Here is a 20,110-nt window from a genome sequence, read left to right on the forward strand (position 1 = left end):
ATGTTGCTGAAGAAAAATCGAGTGATTCCTTCACTGTTTATTTAATATGGTAATGTTGTACTAAAGAAGAAACGAAAGGAGGAGCGACTTGAGTTTTACAGAACGAGCAGTAGCACTTATTAAACAGATACCATCCGGGAAAGTAATGACATACGGACAAATCGCCCGCCTGGCTGGTAGTCCGCGAGGTGCAAGGCAAGTTGTACGAGTATTGCACTCGATGAGTAAGAAACATAAACTCCCTTGGCACCGAGTTATCAACTCCAAAGGAGAAATTGGATTTAAAGACGAAGAAATGCACCTTGTTCAAAAACATTCACTCGAAGCGGAAGGAATAATCGTTTCTTCGGATGGAAAGCTTGACCTTAAAGTCTATCTCTATGAACCTGACGTACATAAATAACAAAAAAGCTATCTGAAACAGATAGCTTTTTTGTTATTTATGTTTTTCAAAAGCGAGCTTTAATCCAAATCCAATTAACACCACGCCCGTTGCTTTGTCCATAAAGCGCTGCACGCTAGGTGTTGTAAGCCATTTTCGTAAATAGTTAATAAAAAAGACGAATACGAAAAACCACGTGATAGCGAGGATCGTATACGTTATTCCCATAAGAAGTAATTGAAGAGTTACGTTTTGATCATTTTGAACAAATTGAGGTAAAAAAGTTAAGAAAAATACCGCCACTTTTGGATTAAGGACGTTTGAGACCAGACCTTGACGAAAAGCAGATGTTTCTTTTGTTTTTTCTTCTTTCGCAGAAGAACCTGTATCGCTTTTTTTAGAAAGGAAAGCAGAAATTCCTAAGTACATTAAATAGACCGCTCCTGCGTATTTTACGATTTCAAATGCAAGAGCTGACTGAAGAAGAAGAGCCGATAAGCCAAACGTAGCGGCAAGCGTATGTACTAAAGAGCCGCTTGCTAATCCTAACGCCATCTTATAGCCGCCCGTTTGGCCGTCTGCCATCGTTCGTTTGGTAATAAGAGCAGTATCAATACCAGGATTCATAATCACAAATAATGTAAGAACCAAAAAGGTCAAGATGTCATTCATTTTTTTCTTCCTCCTTACTGTGATAGTATTAAATTATAATTTATTTATTAAATATAATTTAACATAAGTAACGTCGTTTATTAAGTTTAATTTAATAAAATTAAATGTAATTAAACATCTTTTACGGAGGAATCATCATGGAAAACATAGATATTGGAAAAAAAGTAGAGAAATTTCGAAAAGAAAAGGGGCTAAGCAGTCGAGAATTAGCAAAATTAGCGGACATCACGCCATCTATGTTAAGTCAAATTGAACGGGGATTAGCTAACCCGTCCATTTCAACGCTTAAACTTTTAGCAAAAAGCCTCGATGTGCCTACCTTCAGCTTTTTGCTCGAAGAAATAAATACATCTCATTTAGTCGTAAGGTCGAATGAGCGTAAAACAATGAAGGTAAAAGAGCTAACGTATTCGCTGCTATCGCCCGATTTCACAGGGAATCTAGCTACGGCCATTATGGAAGTACCGCCGATGATGGCTTCATCAGAAACTCCTTTAGCACATAAAGGAGAGGAAGTGGCATACGTCTTAGAAGGGAAAATTAAAGTGTATTTGGACGAGGAAGTATACGTGTTAGAAAAAGGAGATAGTGTCAAAATTCCTTCGCATCTGAATCATAAATGGGAGAATACGTTTGAAGAGAAAGCCGTTATTTTATTTTCCGTTACGCCGCCTATTTTTTAAAGTACTTACGGTTTTTATACTGCTCATCTTCAGTGTGAGACACTTTTATTATATAAATGTGATAAAACTATCATGTTTGTGAGAGTAAACAATTGATAAAATAGCATTGTTGGTAATCTCTACCTAAGAGAATACATACTAAATACTTTTTTTGAAAGGTGTTGAAGGGTAATGAAGACATGGAAAAAGATGTTTCGCGCTTCAAAGCTCCAAAAAATGCTGCCTGTATTCGCTCTTTCGTGCGCGGCGGTTGTAGGCTTTTCAAGCAGCGAGGTACATGCTGAAACGGTAAAATGTCAAAGACAAGAAACAAAGAGTGATCGAGAGTTTGCTAAGCTTGAAGAAAAATATGATGCGAATCTTGGCGTTTTTGCATTAGATACGGGTACCAATAAAACGGTAACGTATCACCCGGACGAGCGTTTTGCTTATGCGTCTACTCATAAGGCTCTCGCTGTCGGTGCACTTTTACAGCAGAAGTCAATTGAAGATCTCAACGAACGAATCTTTTATACGCGCGATGACCTTGTAAACTACAATCCAATTACAGAAAAACACGTAGATACAGGCATGACTCTTCGAGAACTCGCGGATGCATCGCTTCGCTACAGCGACAATACGGCAGGGAACTTAATTCTGCAGCAGCTGGGCGGACCGGATGGATTTAAAGAAGCTTTAGAAAACATAGGAGACGATGTGACGCTGCCTGAGCGCTTTGAACCGGATTTAAATGAAGTGAATCCAGGAGAAACCCACGATACAAGTACACCGAGAGCGCTCGCTACAAGTCTTCAAAAATATGTACTTGGACAGGCACTTCCTGAAGACAAACGTGCACTTTTAACAGATTTGATGAAGCGAAACACAACAGGGGATGCTTTAATAAGAGCGGGCGTACCGAAAAGCTGGGAAGTAGCCGATAAGACAGGCGCAGGCTCATACGCAACGCGAAATGATATTGCTATCCTTTGGCCGCCCAAAGGAGATCCAATTGTTTTTGCGATCCTCTCCAATCGTACGGAAAAAGATGCAGAGTATAATGATAAACTAATTGCAGAAGCGGCTAAACAAGCGGTGAAGACTCTTAAAATTACTCGTAAATAAAATTGGATAATAGTAGTTTAAATGTAAAAAAAAGATTTAAAAGATCGATAGAACATTCTATTATTAATTAGAAAAAATACAGGAAGGAAGTATCTCTTATGAAAAAGATTTTTCCAATTGTTCTATCTTTCGGTTTACTAACGAGCGTATCTTTTAGCACAGTTTCAAACGTAGATGCGGCAGTTAAATCTTATAAAAACTGCACGGAGTTAAACAAAGACTACAAAGGCGGCTTAGCTCGTGCGGCTAATGTAACAAATAAAGGCGGCAAAACAAAGTACAAACCGTATGTGTCAAAATCACTGTATGATGCCAATACAAAGTTAGATCGAGATAAAGACTACATTGCCTGTGAAAAATAAATACTAGCTCATCACTCATCCAAGCGTTTATTATAAGCGCTTGGATTTTTTATTATCATCGACTTCTGTATGTTGCGAGCTGAGGTCAAAAATTAGTCAAATCGCACAAAATAATATCAGAAAATTCACATAAATAATAATGAACTTGCATTGAAATTCGTATACACTATGTACATGTTAAGTTAACTAACATTAAATGTTAGTAATAAGAGTGGAAACATCATAAAAAAGGAGTTGAGTGTATAGTGTCTACAAATGCAACAAGTTCCGTTATAGAAGAGGTGCATTCTCATCAAGATGCAGGTCTTGATCCGTCACTAAAGCCAAAAGCGGAAAGTGATCGAAAGCTAACTCCGATGTCCTATATGTTTATGTGGATTGGAGACGGCGTTAATTTAGGAAATATGACGCTTGGCGCAAGCTTAGTAGTAGCAGGTACTGCGGTATTAAATCTTTTTCAAACGTTTGTGGCAGCGATTATTGCCATTGGTATTATTTCTACTTTTTTTGTGTTAAACGATCGAATTGGCTATAAGACGGGCATACCGTATGTGATGCAGCTTCGAATGTCTTTTGGAATAAAAGGATCCATCATATCGTCTCTTTTACGAGGTATTCCAGCTATCATTTGGTATGGTTTCCAAAGCTGGACAGGCGGTACCGCTTTAAACGAAATCGGGAAAATTGTGACTAAAGGGTCTTTTGATAATCTTGTTCTTTGCTTTATTATCATTCAGCTGCTGCAAATCGTGCTTTCTCTGTACAGCTTCCACGCGGTTAAATGGGTAGAGATGCTTGCTTCAATCATCATATTGCTTGGCCTTGTTTACGTATTTGGCGTTCTTTTAACTTCTCATAGTGAGGTAGTAGGGGAGAAGTGGGTACATACAAAAGGTTCATGGGGACTTCCGTTCTTTTCTTTCATTATGATGTTCATGGGGAATTATGCAGCGATTTTTCTAAGCGCAGCCGATTACTCTAGAGAACTAAAGCCAGGAATTAGCGACACAAAGCGTGGGTTCTTATACTTTACACCAATTCTAGTAGCCTACGGATTCGTTCTTACAATCGGGGCAATGCTTGCTTCTGCTACGGGTATTTCCAATCCAGTTAAAGCGTTCGCGGTTGTAGTGGATAATTCATATATTACCGTTGCTGTATCGGCTTTTATTGTGATTGGCGTTATTGCCGTAAATATGGTGGCAAATATTATTCCGCCTACGTATGTAATTACGCTGCTGACAAAAGCAAATTATAAACTGGCGGTTACCATTACTGGACTGCTTGCCTTTTGCTCGTTCCCTTGGGTGCTTGTTCAAGATTCATCAGCTGCAGGTCTTGGTTTGTTCATTTTGATTTACTCTGCTTTTTTAGGTCCAATTGTTTCTATTTTACTGGTTGATTACTATATTTTACGAAAACAAAGAGTAAACGTAGAAGAATTGTATCAAGAAAAAGGGCCGTTTTCCGGCTACAATCCATGCGCCATGCTTGCGATGCTCATCGGCGCAGGTGCTGCATTTATCGAAGTCGATTTAGGCTGGATTATAGGAGTGGTAGTTGCAGGAGTTGCGTATATTCTTTTAACGAAATTTGCTTTTAAACATTCAAAATTTAAAAAAGGAACCATCTTTGAATACTAACATTCCATCGATAAAAGCCTTTGCTTGCTGCAAAGGCTTTTATCACGTCAGATTAAATCTCTTTGTCTAGTTTCCTAAAAAGTGGGTAAAGTAAAGAAGAGAAAAAAGTTACCTCTATTATGAGTTGCTTTTACAGGAGCGCATCTAATGTATCGCATCAATCATAGCTTAAAGGAGAGGGTAGAGTATGTATGAATTTAGAGTGTATACTCTTCGGGATGGAAGCGAAAAGGTAATCAAAACGCTGAAACATGAATCGTTTGCTGATGAAATTCAACGAGCGGGAATTAAGCAAACGGAAATTGCGCAAACACAGTTAATAGATAAACCGAGATAACGTATTTGCCTTTATTTTTACACGTTTTAAAAAAGCCGGATTCCTATGTTTTTACGCAGGAGTCCGACTTTTTCTAATTTCTTATAATTCTTCACCATTTGTTTCAATTACATGTTTGTACCAGTTAAAGGAATCTTTTTTGTAGCGCTTCATTGATCCGTTTCCTTCGTTGTCACGGTCGACATAAATCATGCCGTATCGCTTTTTCATTTCGCCTGTTGTAAAGGAAACAATATCAATAATTCCCCATGGCGTATAGCCCATTAAATCAACACCATCGTACGTTACAGCTTTTTCTAACGCTTCGATGTGCGATTTTAAATATTCAATTCGTGATGCGTCATGAATGGATCCGTCTTCTTCAACCGTATCAATGGCACCAAATCCGTTTTCTACGATGAACAGCGGAATTTGATAGCGGTCGTAGAAGCGGTTTAACGTATAGCGCAAGCCCGTTGGATCAATTGACCAGCCCCAATCGCTTGATTTGATATAAGGATTTGCTACGCCGTTTGGCAATCCGCCGTTTACGATATCGCCCGTGTTATCAGCTTCAACGTCGCTTTTAACCGTTGTGGACATGTAATAGCTGAAGCCTAAATAATCAACTTTTCCGTTTCGTAAAATTTCTTCGTCGCCTTCTTCAAACGGAATATGATAGCCTTCTCGTTCGAATTCTTTTAACGCATAACTTGGGTAATAGCCGCGAACTTGAACGTCAGGGAAGAAGTAGCGCTGTCTCATTGTTTCTTCTGCTAACATCACATCTTCAGGATTTGAAGAATACGGATAGATTGGCACATGTGAAACCATCGCTCCGATTTGGAAATTCGGATTAATTTCTTTTCCTTTTGATACGGCAAGAGCGCTTGCAAGCAGTTCATGATGTCCTGCTTGATACATCACTTCTTTTGCATTTTCACCCGGCTTTACAGAAACGCCGGAGTTCGTCCATAAGAATAGAGGGTTGTGTACGTCCATTTTGTTGTTAATTTCATTAAACGTCATCCAGTACGTGACTTTGTCTTTATAGCGGTCGAAACAAACTTCAGCGAACTTCACAAAGCAGTCCACCGTTTTTCGGCTTCTAAATCCGCCGTATTCTCGAGCTAAATACAGGGGCATTTCAAAGTGAGAAAGCGTAATAACCGGTTCAATTCCATGCTTTAACAGTTCATCAAATACATCATCGTAGAATTTTAGTCCTTCTTCGTTTGGCTCAGCTTCATCGCCTTTAGGGAAAATACGGCTCCAGCCAATAGACGTTCGCAAACATTTTAAGCCCATTTCTGCAAACAGTGCGATATCTTCTTTATAGTGGTGATAAAAATCAATTGCTTCGTGATTTGGATAAAATTTATCTTCTTCCACTGTTTCAGTGATTTGTCGCGCTACACCGTGTGCACCTGCAGTCATAACGTCTACTACGCTCGGTCCTTTTCCGCCTTGGTTCCATCCACCTTCAAATTGATGAGCTGCTAATGCGCCGCCCCATAAAAAATTCTTTGGCATCTTTGTCATTGTTAGTTCCTCCTTATTTCACTACGGTAAATAATGTTTGATTCAGCCCGCTATTTTTAATATCTTCAACGATTACTTCTCGATAATCGCTTGAATTTGTGATAATAACCGGTGTGATTCTTAACACCCTTGTTGATTATACGCTTTCAGTATAATTGTATCGATACAATTTATCAATACCCTAATAAAATAATAATTAATGAATAATTAAAGTTTATGGTATAGAGTTAGATTATGGTATAATCGTGTTATTCTTGAGACAAATTCAGTAAAGAGGTATAGCTATGATTAAATACCAACAAATTGCAATTGAAATTGAAACCTATATTGAAGACCATAAGCTTCAGCAAGGAGATAAGCTGCCGGTATTAGAAACGCTGATGGCGCAGTTTAAGGCAAGCAAAAGTACGGTAACAAAGGCCTTAGATCTGCTTGAGAAAAAAGGCGTGGTTTTTCAAGTAAGAGGAAGCGGCATTTTTGTCCGCCGTCATAAACGAACAGGCTATATTGGCTTGCTTTCCAATCAAGGATTCACGAGTGAACTTGAAGATTTTCAGTTAACGTCGGAAGTGATTGAGTTAGATGTACGAAAGCCGACGCAAGAAGCCGCGTTAAATTTAAACATAGAAGAAAATAGTGACGTCTATTATGTAAAAAGAGTACGGTATATCAACGGTCAGACGCTTTGTCTAGAAGAATCGTTTTATAATAAATCCATCGTTACGTACTTGAATAACGAAATTGTTTCTCAGTCTATTTTTCATTACATTAAAGAAGGACTTGGCTTAAAAATCGGGTTTTCTGATCTATATCTTCACGTTGGCAAGCTGAACGAAGAAGAAGCTACGTACTTAGGATTAAAAGAAGGCGATCCTAAATTATTTATTGAAACGCTTTTCCACTTAGCCAACGGCCAGCCGTTTGACTTTTCAAAAGTGACGTACAACTATGAACAATCTCAGTTCTTTTTACAAGCAACAAGTCATGTTTTATAAAAAAGTGTCTGTCTCACAATTAGTAAGGAACGAGAGGCAGGCACTTTATTTCATTTTTTCGATAAAAATATGAAATAAGATAATTATTGTAATAAATAGGAAATTACTATACGATAAAATGGTTACAGGGTTTATAGAGATAAGGAAATGAGGTGCGAAGTTAAAAAAATGCTGAGCTATCTTATTCCCATGCTTTTTATGTTTGGTTTGCTTTCCATGAATTTATTTCAGCCGACTAAAGGAGATTTTATCGCTGTAGGTGTGATATCAATTCTTGTAGGTGCGGTGATTGGTTTTGTAATAAACATAGGTTATACATTATTAAAAACAGTCAAAAGCAAGGTGGAGTAAAGTAATTAGAGGGGGGAGAGTTTTTGAGTGAAAGTATCATTATTCAGCCATATACGAGCAAGTATCAACAGCAAGTAGTAGATTTAATTCTTCATATTCAGCAGCAAGAATACCAAGTTCCAATAACGGAAAAAGATCAGCCTGATTTGTTTGAAATCGAAAGCTTTTATCAACAGGGAAACGGAAACTTCTGGGTTGCTGTTTGCAACGAAAGAGTAGTAGGAAGCGTAGCTTTAATAGACATTGGCAGCCGTCAAGTAGCGCTGCGGAAAATGTTTGTAGCAAAGTCTTATAGAGGAGCGAACTTCAAAACAGCTCACCGGTTATTGTATACAGCCATCGCGTGGGCAAAACAGAGAGAAGTGGAAAGAATATATTTAGGAACCACATTACAATACAGAGCTGCTCATCGATTTTATGAGAAAAATGGGTTTCAACATATAGAGAAAGAAAAGCTGCCTGAGAATTTCCCGGTGATGAACGTAGATAAAAAGTTTTATACATATAAGGTATAAGCTAAGCCTTTGTGCAAAATCATATCGGTTATTGTAATGCACGATAGATATGAGAGCTGTGTTTGTAGCAAAACATATAAAAAAGACGGTCTATGCATATTAGATCGTCTTTTTATATAGCCTGTTTATAAGGATGGATGATAACCCAAACGGCAATGAGCAGCTCAACGTTACAATGAGGATTCGCGGGAAGAGACTAAAAGCGGATATCCCGTCGCTTAGCAAAAATAAAGTTAATACGGCGAGTGCTCCAACGATACCGAAAAGAAGATATAGAATTAGTTCAATTAATATCTTAAGTGAATTTATGTATTTCATGATGCTTGTTATAGCTATTGAACAAGGGATGCCTACTATAATGATGAATGGAGCCGTAAGATATACACCAATAAGCAAAGTCGATAAATAATCTAATATACTTGTATAGCCAAGGGAATTTAATTCAAATATTTCGATGCAAACTGCACCGCCGCATATCGATGAAGCAATAGTTGCAAGTATTCGTTTAATAAGCTTCACAGTCGTTCTCCTAGACGTGCTTTTTTATCTAGAATAGCAATAGACTTTGAAAAATACTAGCATCCATTAAAAGAAAAATAGAGATAGGTGTTGGGACTGCTAAAAGAAAGCTTATACTTTAGCTTAATAACAAAAGCCGCTAGGTAAACGAATCTAGCGGCTTTTACTTTGGCAATGTCTCTTGATAATGAACTCTTTTTTTTAGTAGCAAATTGTCTAACTGAGCAATTAAAATCCCCGCAACCACAATAATAGAACCAATCAGTTCTTTAAGCGTAAACAGCTCATGCAAAAAAAGAACGGCAAAAAGCGCAGCAAAAATAGGCTCTGTTGCAAAAATAAGTCCTGTGTGAGTAGGAGTTGTATAGCGCTGCGCAATAGCTTGACAAATGAATCCAATCGCGCTGCAAAGAACGCCAAGACCTAAAATCGCAATCCATGATGATAAAGTAGCTGGAATGCTGGGATGTTCAAATAAAAAACTGCAAATCAGTGCAAATAATCCAGCAAAACCCAGCTGTAAAATGCCGAGAGCAATTGGATTTTCGTTTTTCGTAAACGTGCCGGTCAGCGTAATATGAATGGCATAACATAGCGCCGTTCCAATGCAAAGTACATCACCAGTATTCATATGAAAGGAGTGCTTTAAAGTTAAAACACCTATACCGGTTAGAGTAGTGATAATACCGAGCCCAATCGGCCAAGAAGGAAGCTTCTTTACTAACAGGCAGTTGAGCAATGGAACAAAAATGACCGTTAAACTGACAAGAAATCCGGCATTTGAAGCAGACGTCATGCTGACGCCAAACGTGACAAATGAAAAAACTGAAAACAGTAAAAAGCCTAAAATAGCGGATGATAAAATCATTTTGCGCGTGATATGTAGTAAAGGCTTATAGAAAAACAGTCCGGCAATCAAAAAAGCAATTAAACATCTAAGTGCAATGATAGTAAATGACCCGAGCGAACTCAGCCCCATTTTCATAAACACGTACGACATGCCCCAAAATACATTTACACCAACCATCATCATATTTGCTCGTGTGCGGTAACTCACGTTCAACCCTCCATTGTTTATGATGTACTCACAGTATACAAAGGAATTTGATATTAATAAAATGAATCTTTATAATGATGAACGTGAATTAAATTCATGTTAAGGCGGGAGAAAATGAGTTTAGTAAAATATGAAATTTTAAACAAAGTAGCGGAAGTGAGAAGCTTTACAAAAGCGGCAGATGCGCTGGCGCTCACGCAGTCAGCGGTCAGTCATGCCATTACAAATCTTGAAACAGAATTTGGATTTCCGCTTGTGAATCGAAACAGATCAGGTATTACCTTAACAACAGAAGGCGAAGCGATGCTTCTTGCTATTCGGAAGGTGCTCCAAGAAAATGAAAAAGTTCATCAAGAAGCAGCCAGTCTCTTAGGACTTGCGAAAGGAACCATCAAAATCGGTATTTTTAAAAGCGTATCGACCAAGTGGCTCCCCGAAATTATTCAGCTGATGGAAAAAAACTACCCTGAGATTCAAATTCAGCTTAAAGAAGGCGATTACCTTGAAATTGAACAGTGGCTGCTGAGCGGAGAAATAGACTGCGGCTTTATCAACATTACGCATTCAAGTCAATTTCATATTATTTCTTTAAAAAAAGACCGGCTGCTGTGCATCGTATCGAATCAAAGTGCTCTATACCATCAAAAAACCGTTTCCTTTAAAGATTTAGAGAAAGAACCGTTTATTATGCCTACGTACGGCGGTTATCATGATATTAAGCAATTGTTTGAAGAACGTGGCATTCAGCCTGACATTCGTTTTGAATTAATGGATGAAAGTGCTATTTTATCGATGGTTACGCATCACTTAGGAATTAGCATTTTACCTGAAATGCTTTTGGATTCGATCCCGCAAGAGCTGCGTGCGATTCCGTTTCAAGTAGACAGCTACCGTTCAATTGGTCTAGCTACTCGTTATCATCTTTCACCTGCAGCCGAAAAATTTGCTGAAACAACGCAAGCATGGCTGCAGGATTCGGATAAGTAGAAGATTATTTATATAGCAAAATCGGTTAATTCATAAGACTCTTAGGAACTAAGCGCATCTTTGTGCTATAATAAAGCTATACAATTACCTATTAGTCATCATTGATGACTAATTTTTTTTGGAGGATAATATGGAAGATTTATTACAATTAAAGAACAAGAACATTGTGATCATGGGAGTTGCCAACGACAGAAGTATTGCTTGGGGTGTTGCAAAAGCCCTTCATCAAGTAGGAGCAAACTTAATTTTTACATACCGTAAAGAACGTTCACTAGGAAAGTTAAACAAGCTGCTAGAAAAAAATGAAATTCAAGCATCATTAATTGCAGAATGTGATGTAAACAGCGACGAAAGCATTGAAGCAGCGTTCAAAAAAATCGGAGAAGAAGCAGGCATAGTTCACGGAGTGATTCACTCTGTTGCGTTTGCTCATTCAGAAGATTTAAACGGCGAGTTTATTAATACATCAAGAAGCGGATATGCATTTGCTCAAGATACAAGCGCTTATTCACTTATCGCGGTAGCAAAAGCAGCAAAACCTCTTATGACAGAAGGCGGTTCTCTTGTGGCAATGAGCTATCTTGGTGCAGAACGTGCAGTTGAAGGCTATAACGTAATGGGCGTAGCGAAAGCAGCGCTTGAGTCTTCAGTAAAATACTTAGCATTAGACTTAGGAAAAGACAATATCCGCGTAAATGCGATTTCAGCAGGCCCGATTCGTACGCTTGCAGCGAAAGGCATTTCTGACTTTAACCAAATTCTTCACCATGTTGAAGAAAAAGCACCTCTTAAGCGTAACGTAACGCAAGCAGAAGTTGGCGACATGACGGTTGTATTACTGAGCCATCTTTCACGCGGTGTAACAGGAGAAATCGTACACGTAGACGCTGGTTATAATATTGTAGGTTAATTCCTAAACACCTTCTCGAATGAGAAGGTGTTTTTTTGTGGGAAGCTTAGAAATCTATCGTTTCCTCTAGTGAAAATTATGTGTTAAAGGACAAGCATCCAAGCATTATTCCTGCGAATGAATAAAATAGAGAGACACATAACGAAAGGATGATTACAATAAAAAAAGATGATAAATATTATGTAGAAAAGTCTCATTTTTCTAAGAAACATCATCATTGTTCTTCCAAACAAGGAAATACAAGAGACTCAGCATTTCGTGCTCTTAACCTTACAAACCAGCCCGTATCAGCAAACACTCCTGTAAAAGTTTCTTATCAGTTTAAACAATTTGATTTAGCAAATGAATACAATCCTGTTACGTCTATTTTTCGCCCCAAAAAAGATGGCGTATATTCCCTTGTTGCTACAATTGGATTTCTTCCTAACGATACGACTGTCGATTATCGAGCGCGCGTAGAAATTCGTGTCAATGGCACGGCGGTTATCGCGATTGATAACGATTTCTTTGGAGAAAACACTATATTTGTTAACGTGGTATCGGTCTCTACTATTTACAATTTAGAAAAAGGAGATCGAGTTGAAGTCTTCGCGGAAAGTAATGTTGACGGCACAATTGTCACAACAGAAAATGTGTCGCATTTCGAAGCAGCGAGATTTCCATCTCCTTCCGAATAAAGAGCTACATTCATCTTTTGGTGTATAGAAGTCGAGAAAAACCAGTTCAATAAAAACAGGAAAAAGAAGCAGATTTCTTATAAGAAACCTGCTTCTTTTGCTTATGTTCATTTAAACGTTTCTTTTAGGTTTTTCTCAGCCTTTTTCATAGGAAGGTAGACAAATTCGTGTAAAGAAAGGCCAATCACGGCAGTAATATTAGCAATAAGACTGATCATAAGAAATACCCATTCTATAATTCCAGATAAGTTTGCGCTTCCGCTTATAAGAGAAGAGCTCATACCTATAAGTAAGATGGTCATTAATAAGGGTAAGAAATGTGTAATTTACAAATAATTAACCCCCTATATTTTAAAAAAGATAAGCTCTAAATCAAAAAATGAACATATGATGTGGCAAAGGAAAAGGAGTTGACGAAATATGCATCAAGGACAGCAACATTACATTCCATGGGAACAATGGCATCACCAGCATCCTCAAGGCACGTGGAATCAATGGCATCAGCAACATCCTCATGTACCTTGGGAGCAGTGGCATAAACAGTATCCGCACGGCACATGGAATCAATGGCATCAACAACATCCATATACACCTTGGAATCAGTGGCATCATCAGTATCCGCACGGCACGTGGCATCAGTGGCATCAGCAAAATCCATATGTGCCATGGAACCAGTGGCACCAGCAGCATCCACACAGTTCATGGAATCAATGGCATAATATTTATCATCAAAGCTAATCAGCTTTTTAACACAAAAGGTCCAGTTCCCAAGGAGAACTGGACCTTTTGTGCGCAGATGGTGAATGGTGCAGTAAGCTTATTTTTTATTAATTTATATGAGCCCAGGTGATGTATGAAAACGGAAAAGTCTGTTTAGTCTATAGGGGAGGGGGTACACACAATAAAGCAGGTTAAAGAAAACATTCATGATTTCTAAGGTGGATAAAGTGGGTTGGTTCGTATGAAAGGATTCATGTAAATCATCAAAATTAAATATAATTTTCTCGCTTGACAATATACCTATAGGGGTATAATATAGAGCGTGTAAACAACATTAATTCAATAGCAAGGCGGTGATGGTTATGCTCTATATAGCAGTGTTGTTGCTTGCTATTTTATTTATTGCATACAGACGTTATTATCCCGTTAAAAGAATACAGTGCATACGTGAATCTGAAGCAAAAGAACGTGGGCGAACGGTTGTAGATGTTCGTCATTATCATGAAGTTCGCGATGTGATTAGTATAGTTATTCCGTATGCGTATCTCAAACGCTTTTATTCAGAAATTCCACAGGGCAGCGTTCATCTGATTGCCGGAGATAGAGTGGAGTTAAATTTAGGCGTACGGGTCTTACGAAAAAAAGGTTTTGAAGTACGTAGCTATGAGTTAGCAGCGTGTAAAAGAAAAGGAAAGAAAGGGGTATTCGATTATGGAGTATAACCAACAAGTGAAAAATCGCCTGCGCCGAATTGAAGGGCAACTAAAAGGCGTGCTTAGCATGATGGAGCAAGGAAAAGACTGCCGAGACGTCGTGACTCAATTATCTGCTGCAAGAAGTGCCATTGATCGCACAATGGGAGTCATTGTGAGCAGCAATCTTGAACAGTGCGTCAGAGAAAGCCTGGAGCAAGGAGAGTCAACGGAAGGTTTAGTGAAAGAAGCTGTACAGCTGTTAGTGAAAAGTCGTTAATCATTGTCACCTTGTTTAAGGTTGACGAATATCATTATTTAGTATAATATACCCTTACAGGTATATGTATATAAAAAGGAGAGAGAAATACGATGAAAATTGATCAAGTTTTAGATGCAAAAGGATTAGCTTGTCCAATGCCAATCGTAAAAACAAAAAAAGCAATGGATACTTTAACAACAGGTCAAGTATTAGAAGTGCAAACGACAGATAAAGGTGCTAAAAGTGATTTAACAGCGTGGGCAAAATCAACAGGACACGAGCTTATTGATTTTAAAGAAGAAGGCAGTACATTTATCTTTTACATTCAAAAGAGCTGATTTTTTTAGAATTAAATATACCCCATAGGGTAAGAGGAGGAACAACATGAGTGAACAAAAGAAACGAACAACAATTGTATTATTTAGCGGTGATTATGACAAAGCAATGGCAGCTTATATTATTGCTAACGGAGCGGCTGCTTATGACCATGAAGTGACGATATTCCATACGTTTTGGGGATTGAATGCGCTTCGTAAAGAAGAAATGGTGCCGGTGAAAAAAGGATTTTTAGAAAAAGTGTTTGGTAAAATGATGCCTCGCGGTGCGGATAAAATGGGCTTATCTAAAATGAACTTTGCAGGTATGGGACCTAAAATGATTAAAAATGTCATGAAAAAGCATAATGCCCTAACGCTGCCGCAGCTTATCGAAATGGCACAGGAACTAGACGTGAAGCTAGTAGCTTGTACAATGACGATGGATCTTCTAGGGTTACAGGAAAATGAGCTGCTAGATAATATTGAATATGCAGGCGTAGCGGCGTATTTAGCCGACGCAGAAGACGGAAACGTAAACTTATTCATCTAAAAGATAACTCATGAAGCGAGGGCCAATATGATTATCAATGCGCTTATTATCATCTTTCTGTTGTGGTTTTTGTATCTGCGTTTTGCACCAGTAAAAGGAATACAGCAAATAGCCACAACGGAGTTAAAAGCAAAGTTAAAAAATAAAAATAACCAGTTTATCGACGTGCGAACACCGCATGAATTTCGTACCAAACATATTAAAGGATTTCGAAACATTCCTTTGTCAGAACTGCCAGCGCAAACAGGCCAGCTTTCAAAAGACAGAGAAGTAGTCGTTATTTGTCAAAGCGGCATGAGAAGTATGAAAGCGAGTAAACTGTTGAAAAAGCAAGGTTTTACATCTATCACCAACGTTAAAGGCGGCATGAATACGTGGAGATAAATCAAGAAGGAGGAGACGCAGGGTGAAGGCAATAGCAGCACAAGAAGTAGAACAATTAGTAAAAAAGCAAGAACAAGTTCATATTTTAGACGTGCGTGAAGTAGAGGAAGTAAAAACAGGTAAAATACCAAACGCGTTAAATATTCCGCTTCCTTTATTGGAATTCCGTATGCATGAGCTAGATAAAGCAAAGAATTATATTGTTGTCTGTCGTTCTAGTGGCAGAAGCGGAATGGCAGCTCGTTTTCTTGAGCAGCAAGGCTACAGTGTAACGAATATGACCGGCGGAATGATGGAGTGGAAAGGGGAAACGGTCTAATTTTTTTAGATAAAAATATACCCCTACTAGTATTTAAACCAAGGAGGAAAAAGAAATGATGCAAGCAAACTTCGTATTAGATGCAAAAGGGCTAGCATGTCCAATGCCAATTGTGAGAACAAAGAAGAAAATGAATGAATTAGAAGCAGGTCAAGTACTGGAAATTCAAGCAACAGATAAAGGCTCTACGGCTGACTTACAAGCGTGGGCAAAAAGCACAGGTCATGAGTATTTAGGTACAGAGACAGAAGGTGACGTTCTTCATCACTTTCTTCGTAAAGGCGGCGCTGAAGAAGACGTAACGCCAATTCCTGAAATTTCATTAGAAGAATTTGCGCAAAGAGTAGAAAATGATGAACATCTTCATATTTTAGACGTTCGTGAAGTAGAAGAATACGATGAAGCTCATATTCCAGGTGTAGTTCATATTCCGCTTGGTGAAGTAGAAAAACGTTCGAATGAGCTAAATAAAGAGAATGAAATTTATATTATTTGCCACTCTGGAAGACGAAGTGAAATGGCAGGGCAAACGATGAAAAAGCAAGGATTTAAACACTTAGTTAACGTGGTTCCTGGTATGCGTGACTGGACAGGTAAAGTAGAATAACTAATGAATCATAGTGAATTAAAAAATTTTGATATTTTATATACCTAAGGAGGTATTTTAATATGACAGTACATGTTCTTACTGCAAAAGAAGTTACATCTAAAATTATCAATAAAGAAGCGTTATTTATCTTGGACGTTCGTAACGAAAGTGATTTTAGCGATTGGAAAATTGAAGGTCATCAATTTCAGCATTTAAACGTGCCGTATTTCGATCTTTTAGACGGAGTAGAAGAAATCTTAGAAAAAATCCCTTCTGATAAAGAAGTGGTAGTTGTCTGCGCCAAAGAAGGTTCATCAGTGATGGTAGCTGACATGCTTTCAGAAGCGGGTCTTACCGTATCTTACCTTAAAGGCGGTATGAAAGCGTGGAGTGAATATTTAGAGCCTGTTAAAGTCGGCGATTTGAAAGATGGCGGAGAGGTCTATCAGTTTGTTCGTATCGGTAAAGGATGCTTATCATATATGGTCGTATCGAACGGTGAAGCGGCTATTATTGATGCGACGCGTATGGCGGATGTGTATATTAACTTTGCCAAAGAACTTGGTGTCACAGTTAAGCATGTGTTTGATACTCACCTTCATGCAGATCACATTTCAGGAGGAAGAGTTATTGCTGAAGCAACAAATGCAGCTTACTGGCTGCCTCCAAAAGATGCAGAAGAAGTGATTTTTGACTATAAGGCTTTAGAAGAAGGCAGTGATGTCGTGATTGGTAACACAGCGATTACGATTCAGCCTCTTTATTCACCGGGGCATACGATTGGATCAACTTCTTTCATCGTAGATGATCAATACTTACTTTCAGGTGATATTTTGTTCATCGATTCAATTGGACGTCCTGATTTAGCTGGTATGGCTGAAGACTGGGTAGGCGATCTGCGCGAGACGCTTTATAAACGCTATAAAGCATTATCAGATGAGTTAATCGTATTGCCAGCTCATTTTATGATTATTGATGAGCTAAATGATAACGGCAGCGTAGCTGAAAAGTTAGGTACTTTGTTTGCAGAAAATCACGGATTAAACATTAAAGACGAAGCAGAATTTAGACACTTAGTAACAGATAACTTACCGCCGCAGCCAAATGCATATCAAGAAATCCGTGAAACCAATATGGGGAAAGTAAGTCCAGATGAAGAAAAACAGCGTGAAATGGAAATTGGACCAAACCGCTGTGCGATTCGCTAAAACCTAAACAAAGGAGAGAGAGAAATGGAATCAACTAAAGTACTAGATGCAAAAGGGCTGGCATGTCCAATGCCGATTGTTAAAACAAAAAAAGCAATGAATGAACTAGAAGCAGGTCAAGTGTTAGAAATTCATGCAACGGATAAAGGGGCAAAAAACGATCTTGCAGCCTGGGCAAAATCTGGTGGTCACGAGCTTTTTCATACAGAAGAAGGCGACGTTTTTAAGTTTTGGATTAAAAAAGGATAAGAAATAATGGACGAAAAGGGTATCTCTTGTAAAAGGTACCCTTTCCTTATATGAAACGGAGCGACTATAGATGGATCTTACATTTATCATCACGCTTTTTCTTATTGGATTTATTGGGGCGTTTATTTCCGGTATGGTCGGTATTGGAGGGTCTGTTATTAATTATCCGATGCTGTTATATATTCCTCCATTAGTAGGAGTAGGAGCATTAACGGCTCATCAAGTCTCAGGTGCAGGAGCTATTCAAGTGTTTTTTGCGACAATAGGCGGCGTATGGGCGTATCGAAAAAGCGGATTTTTAAACAAACCATTAATTATATATATGGGCAGCACCATTCTAATTGGAAGTATGCTCGGAAGCTATAGCTCGCATTATATGAGTGAAGAAGGATTAAACGTTGTGTACGGGGTTTTAGCTCTTATTGCGGTTATTATGATGTTTATTCCAAAGAAAAACTTAGATGGAATTAAAAGTGGCGAGCTTCAATTTAACAAAGGGTTAGCTTCTATTTTATCGCTGCTTATCGGAGCCGTAGCAGGAGTGTTAGGAGCAGGAGGAGCCTTTATTTTAGTTCCTGTCATGCTCGTAGTGCTTAAAATTCCAACTCGGATTACCATCGCAACTTCACTAGCCGTTACCTTTATTTCCTCTATTGGATCAACGGTTGGAAAACTGGTCACTCACCAAGTCCCGTTCATCCCTGCACTTATTTTAGTTGGTGCAAGCCTGATTGCCTCTCCAATCGGTGCAAAAGTGGGGCAGAAAATGAATACAAAAGTGCTTCAGTGGATCCTTGCCGGTTTAATTTTAGCAACGGCAATTAAGATTTGGTGGGGGCTGCTATAAAAAAAGCTAACGCTATGGGAATCCATAGCGTTAGCTTTTTTTATAGTACTTCATCACTTTCCACAAACATTTCAAGCGCAGGATGAAATTCTTTTTGATAGTGGTTAGACGGACATACTTTTACAACAGTAGAGCGAAGCGCATTGGATTTTGATGTATTTAACACTTGCTTGCATTTAGGGCATCGTTCATTAAACAGCAAATGAAGCCATTTCACTTTTTATCACTCCTGTACTAAAACCTTTAAATCTTATCGAGTTAATAAGGATTATAAAGAGTTTTACACGGAAGGTCAATGAAAAGGGAATTTTTAAATATTACGAAGTTTTTTCAACTTACGCTGATACGCTAAGTAAGGAAGTCCTGGAAATACTAGAAGCACTGTTGAAATTATTAATAAAATGTCGCTAATCATTCCCACTGCTTCTGGCAACCAACCGTATGAGCTCATAGCGTTAAAAAGCAGAAGAAACATCATAATGGCAAGAATAGATAGCGCTGCTTTCCCTACGAAATGCTTTTCTCGTTTGTATCTGTCAATAATAGTCTCTATATCGGAATAGATAGGTTTTGTTCCCGGAGATGCGCTGAAAATGTGCATGGCATGCCCCTCTGAACAAACGTGCTGCCATCCAGCATCTTTAAAAAGGAGAAAATATTCATCATCTGCATTTTCCTGAAAATCCAGTGAATATTGAAGGTCTTGAGGCTCTCCTTTTTTTAAGGTATATCCTAAAAATGCGAAACGATCTAAGAGCCAGCCTTTTTTAGCATAGTCGCTGAGCTTTTGTAAATCTTCTTGCTCTGCAAAAGCCGTTCCCCCGCTCATTATGTATTTTGTCTTTTTCATTTATAAACCTCCTAAAGCATCTTCAGCGTGTTTAATCATTTCTTTACGGCGCTGAATTTCTTTTTTTAAAAACTGAATTCCTTTTTCCGTTGCAACATACGTTTTCTTTTTGTCTTTGCTTTCGCTAAAAAGCATAATTAACTCAGCTGCAAGAAGCTTTTTAATCGTGGTGTACATGGATGCAGGTCCAATTGAAAACTGTTGATTGGTCATGTCTTCAATAGTTTTCATAATAAGATACCCGTGTTTTGCTTCTATGAGAGACACTAAGATGTAGTAGGACGTATCGGTAAGTTCCCCTGTCTCTAATGAATCGTTTCGCGGCATATTCAACCTCCTTATATCATTAAACGATATATCGTTAATTAATATATATCATTTAATGATATATATAGTCAATAGAAAATG

At 38.4% G+C, this 20,110-nt stretch carries 31 protein-coding genes; 23 read left to right on the forward strand and 8 right to left on the reverse strand.

Going from position 1 to position 20,110, the window contains the following annotated elements; translation table 11 throughout:
• Positions 1-88: 88 nt before the first annotated feature.
• On the forward strand, positions 89-403 hold the full coding sequence (locus AC0C45_RS13535) for an MGMT family protein (RefSeq protein ID WP_016764970.1): 315 nt from the start codon (positions 89-91) through the stop codon (positions 401-403).
• A 33-nt stretch (positions 404-436) separates the two neighbouring features.
• On the opposite strand, the gene AC0C45_RS13540 is transcribed toward AC0C45_RS13535, so the two are convergent.
• Positions 437-1,054 carry a LysE family translocator gene (locus AC0C45_RS13540; protein ID WP_472928198.1) on the reverse strand — a complete coding sequence of 206 codons (618 nt, stop codon included), beginning with the start codon at positions 1,052-1,054 and terminating at the stop codon, positions 437-439.
• 137 nt (positions 1,055-1,191) lie between these two features.
• Between AC0C45_RS13540 and AC0C45_RS13545 the strand changes: the two genes are divergently transcribed.
• The 5 genes from AC0C45_RS13545 to AC0C45_RS13565 all read left to right on the forward strand — a co-directional run bounded on the left by AC0C45_RS13545 (position 1,192) and on the right by AC0C45_RS13565 (position 5,183).
• Positions 1,192-1,737: a cupin domain-containing protein gene (locus AC0C45_RS13545; RefSeq protein ID WP_095379138.1), complete on the forward strand. Its 546-nt coding sequence runs from the start codon at positions 1,192-1,194 to the stop codon at positions 1,735-1,737.
• A gap of 171 nt (positions 1,738-1,908) precedes the next feature.
• On the forward strand, positions 1,909-2,841 hold the full coding sequence (gene bla, locus AC0C45_RS13550; protein WP_257061892.1) for a class A beta-lactamase: 933 nt from the start codon (positions 1,909-1,911) through the stop codon (positions 2,839-2,841).
• Positions 2,842-2,939: 98 nt separating this feature from the next.
• Entirely contained in the window at positions 2,940-3,203 is a 264-nt protein-coding gene (locus tag AC0C45_RS13555; RefSeq protein ID WP_472928199.1) for an excalibur calcium-binding domain-containing protein, read from the forward strand.
• Positions 3,204-3,448: 245 nt separating this feature from the next.
• Positions 3,449-4,846 (forward strand): NCS1 family transporter, encoded by a 1,398-nt coding sequence (locus AC0C45_RS13560; protein ID WP_257061896.1) that lies wholly within the window; start codon positions 3,449-3,451, stop codon positions 4,844-4,846.
• A 187-nt stretch (positions 4,847-5,033) separates the two neighbouring features.
• Positions 5,034-5,183, forward strand: coding sequence for a hypothetical protein (locus tag AC0C45_RS13565; protein ID WP_016764964.1), 150 nt, complete (start codon positions 5,034-5,036; stop codon positions 5,181-5,183).
• Positions 5,184-5,264: 81 nt separating this feature from the next.
• Here the strand turns inward: AC0C45_RS13565 and bglA are convergent, their stop codons facing one another.
• Complete coding sequence (bglA, locus tag AC0C45_RS13570) at positions 5,265-6,704, reverse strand: 6-phospho-beta-glucosidase BglA (protein WP_047932206.1); 1,440 nt, start codon at positions 6,702-6,704, stop codon at positions 5,265-5,267.
• Between the two features lie 284 nt (positions 6,705-6,988).
• Between bglA and AC0C45_RS13575 the strand changes: the two genes are divergently transcribed.
• The 3 genes from AC0C45_RS13575 (at position 6,989) to AC0C45_RS13585 (ending at position 8,565) form a co-directional block, all read left to right on the forward strand.
• Positions 6,989-7,699, forward strand: coding sequence for a GntR family transcriptional regulator (locus tag AC0C45_RS13575; RefSeq protein ID WP_034650302.1), 711 nt, complete (start codon positions 6,989-6,991; stop codon positions 7,697-7,699).
• Positions 7,700-7,867: 168 nt separating this feature from the next.
• Positions 7,868-8,050, forward strand: a complete 183-nt coding sequence (locus tag AC0C45_RS13580) for a hypothetical protein (protein WP_047932239.1) — start codon at positions 7,868-7,870, stop codon at positions 8,048-8,050.
• Positions 8,051-8,073: 23 nt separating this feature from the next.
• Positions 8,074-8,565 carry a GNAT family N-acetyltransferase gene (locus AC0C45_RS13585; protein WP_472928200.1) on the forward strand — a complete coding sequence of 164 codons (492 nt, stop codon included), beginning with the start codon at positions 8,074-8,076 and terminating at the stop codon, positions 8,563-8,565.
• A gap of 99 nt (positions 8,566-8,664) precedes the next feature.
• Here the strand turns inward: AC0C45_RS13585 and AC0C45_RS13590 are convergent, their stop codons facing one another.
• Positions 8,665-9,084 carry a hypothetical protein gene (locus AC0C45_RS13590; protein ID WP_142238680.1) on the reverse strand — a complete coding sequence of 140 codons (420 nt, stop codon included), beginning with the start codon at positions 9,082-9,084 and terminating at the stop codon, positions 8,665-8,667.
• A gap of 163 nt (positions 9,085-9,247) precedes the next feature.
• Positions 9,248-10,141, reverse strand: coding sequence for a DMT family transporter (locus AC0C45_RS13595; RefSeq protein WP_034650314.1), 894 nt, complete (start codon positions 10,139-10,141; stop codon positions 9,248-9,250).
• A 114-nt stretch (positions 10,142-10,255) separates the two neighbouring features.
• On the opposite strand from AC0C45_RS13595, the gene AC0C45_RS13600 reads away from it, so the two are divergent.
• From AC0C45_RS13600 to AC0C45_RS13610, 3 genes are all read left to right on the forward strand, one after another.
• Positions 10,256-11,128, forward strand: coding sequence for a LysR family transcriptional regulator (locus AC0C45_RS13600; RefSeq protein ID WP_171776921.1), 873 nt, complete (start codon positions 10,256-10,258; stop codon positions 11,126-11,128).
• A gap of 130 nt (positions 11,129-11,258) precedes the next feature.
• Positions 11,259-12,038: an enoyl-ACP reductase FabI gene (gene fabI / locus AC0C45_RS13605; RefSeq protein WP_016764955.1), complete on the forward strand. Its 780-nt coding sequence runs from the start codon at positions 11,259-11,261 to the stop codon at positions 12,036-12,038.
• A 149-nt stretch (positions 12,039-12,187) separates the two neighbouring features.
• Positions 12,188-12,715 carry a complement C1q domain-containing protein gene (locus AC0C45_RS13610; RefSeq protein ID WP_237892604.1) on the forward strand — a complete coding sequence of 176 codons (528 nt, stop codon included), beginning with the start codon at positions 12,188-12,190 and terminating at the stop codon, positions 12,713-12,715.
• Positions 12,716-12,822: 107 nt separating this feature from the next.
• On the opposite strand, the gene AC0C45_RS13615 is transcribed toward AC0C45_RS13610, so the two are convergent.
• Complete coding sequence (locus tag AC0C45_RS13615; RefSeq protein WP_237894156.1) at positions 12,823-13,041, reverse strand: hypothetical protein; 219 nt, start codon at positions 13,039-13,041, stop codon at positions 12,823-12,825.
• 94 nt (positions 13,042-13,135) lie between these two features.
• Here AC0C45_RS13615 and AC0C45_RS13620 point away from each other — a divergent pair, with 94 nt between their 5' ends.
• The 11 genes from AC0C45_RS13620 (at position 13,136) to AC0C45_RS13670 (ending at position 18,852) form a co-directional block, all read left to right on the forward strand.
• Positions 13,136-13,453 (forward strand): hypothetical protein, encoded by a 318-nt coding sequence (locus AC0C45_RS13620; RefSeq protein WP_237892603.1) that lies wholly within the window; start codon positions 13,136-13,138, stop codon positions 13,451-13,453.
• Positions 13,454-13,797: 344 nt separating this feature from the next.
• Positions 13,798-14,157 (forward strand): sulfurtransferase, encoded by a 360-nt coding sequence (locus AC0C45_RS13625; protein WP_237892602.1) that lies wholly within the window; start codon positions 13,798-13,800, stop codon positions 14,155-14,157.
• A complete protein-coding gene (locus AC0C45_RS13630) occupies positions 14,147-14,407 on the forward strand; it encodes a metal-sensitive transcriptional regulator (protein WP_034650330.1) in 261 nt (86 codons plus the stop codon). The genes AC0C45_RS13625 and AC0C45_RS13630 overlap by 11 nt, the downstream gene beginning before the upstream one ends.
• Before the next feature lie 92 nt (positions 14,408-14,499).
• Positions 14,500-14,727, forward strand: coding sequence for a sulfurtransferase TusA family protein (locus AC0C45_RS13635; protein WP_028414566.1), 228 nt, complete (start codon positions 14,500-14,502; stop codon positions 14,725-14,727).
• Positions 14,728-14,773: 46 nt separating this feature from the next.
• Entirely contained in the window at positions 14,774-15,256 is a 483-nt protein-coding gene (locus AC0C45_RS13640; RefSeq protein ID WP_415762181.1) for a DsrE/DsrF/DrsH-like family protein, read from the forward strand.
• A gap of 27 nt (positions 15,257-15,283) precedes the next feature.
• Complete coding sequence (locus AC0C45_RS13645) at positions 15,284-15,640, forward strand: rhodanese-like domain-containing protein (RefSeq protein WP_237892600.1); 357 nt, start codon at positions 15,284-15,286, stop codon at positions 15,638-15,640.
• A 22-nt stretch (positions 15,641-15,662) separates the two neighbouring features.
• Positions 15,663-15,959: a rhodanese-like domain-containing protein gene (locus tag AC0C45_RS13650; RefSeq protein ID WP_472928201.1), complete on the forward strand. Its 297-nt coding sequence runs from the start codon at positions 15,663-15,665 to the stop codon at positions 15,957-15,959.
• A gap of 55 nt (positions 15,960-16,014) precedes the next feature.
• Positions 16,015-16,566, forward strand: coding sequence for a sulfurtransferase TusA family protein (locus AC0C45_RS13655; protein WP_472928202.1), 552 nt, complete (start codon positions 16,015-16,017; stop codon positions 16,564-16,566).
• 62 nt (positions 16,567-16,628) lie between these two features.
• Positions 16,629-17,756 carry an MBL fold metallo-hydrolase gene (locus tag AC0C45_RS13660; RefSeq protein WP_171776925.1) on the forward strand — a complete coding sequence of 376 codons (1,128 nt, stop codon included), beginning with the start codon at positions 16,629-16,631 and terminating at the stop codon, positions 17,754-17,756.
• 24 nt (positions 17,757-17,780) lie between these two features.
• Positions 17,781-18,005, forward strand: coding sequence for a sulfurtransferase TusA family protein (locus AC0C45_RS13665; RefSeq protein ID WP_472928203.1), 225 nt, complete (start codon positions 17,781-17,783; stop codon positions 18,003-18,005).
• A gap of 70 nt (positions 18,006-18,075) precedes the next feature.
• Positions 18,076-18,852, forward strand: a complete 777-nt coding sequence (locus AC0C45_RS13670) for a sulfite exporter TauE/SafE family protein (RefSeq protein ID WP_472928204.1) — start codon at positions 18,076-18,078, stop codon at positions 18,850-18,852.
• Positions 18,853-18,892: 40 nt separating this feature from the next.
• On the opposite strand, the gene AC0C45_RS13675 is transcribed toward AC0C45_RS13670, so the two are convergent.
• The 3 genes from AC0C45_RS13675 to AC0C45_RS13685 form a co-directional block, all read right to left on the reverse strand.
• Positions 18,893-19,069, reverse strand: coding sequence for a hypothetical protein (locus AC0C45_RS13675; RefSeq protein WP_016764944.1), 177 nt, complete (start codon positions 19,067-19,069; stop codon positions 18,893-18,895).
• A gap of 93 nt (positions 19,070-19,162) precedes the next feature.
• On the reverse strand, positions 19,163-19,702 hold the full coding sequence (locus AC0C45_RS13680; RefSeq protein ID WP_128820216.1) for a DUF2812 domain-containing protein: 540 nt from the start codon (positions 19,700-19,702) through the stop codon (positions 19,163-19,165).
• Positions 19,703-20,029: a PadR family transcriptional regulator gene (locus AC0C45_RS13685; protein ID WP_028409358.1), complete on the reverse strand. Its 327-nt coding sequence runs from the start codon at positions 20,027-20,029 to the stop codon at positions 19,703-19,705.
• Positions 20,030-20,110: the final 81 nt, after the last annotated feature.

The sequence above is a fragment of the Priestia sp. VA7 genome (assembly GCF_055710015.1).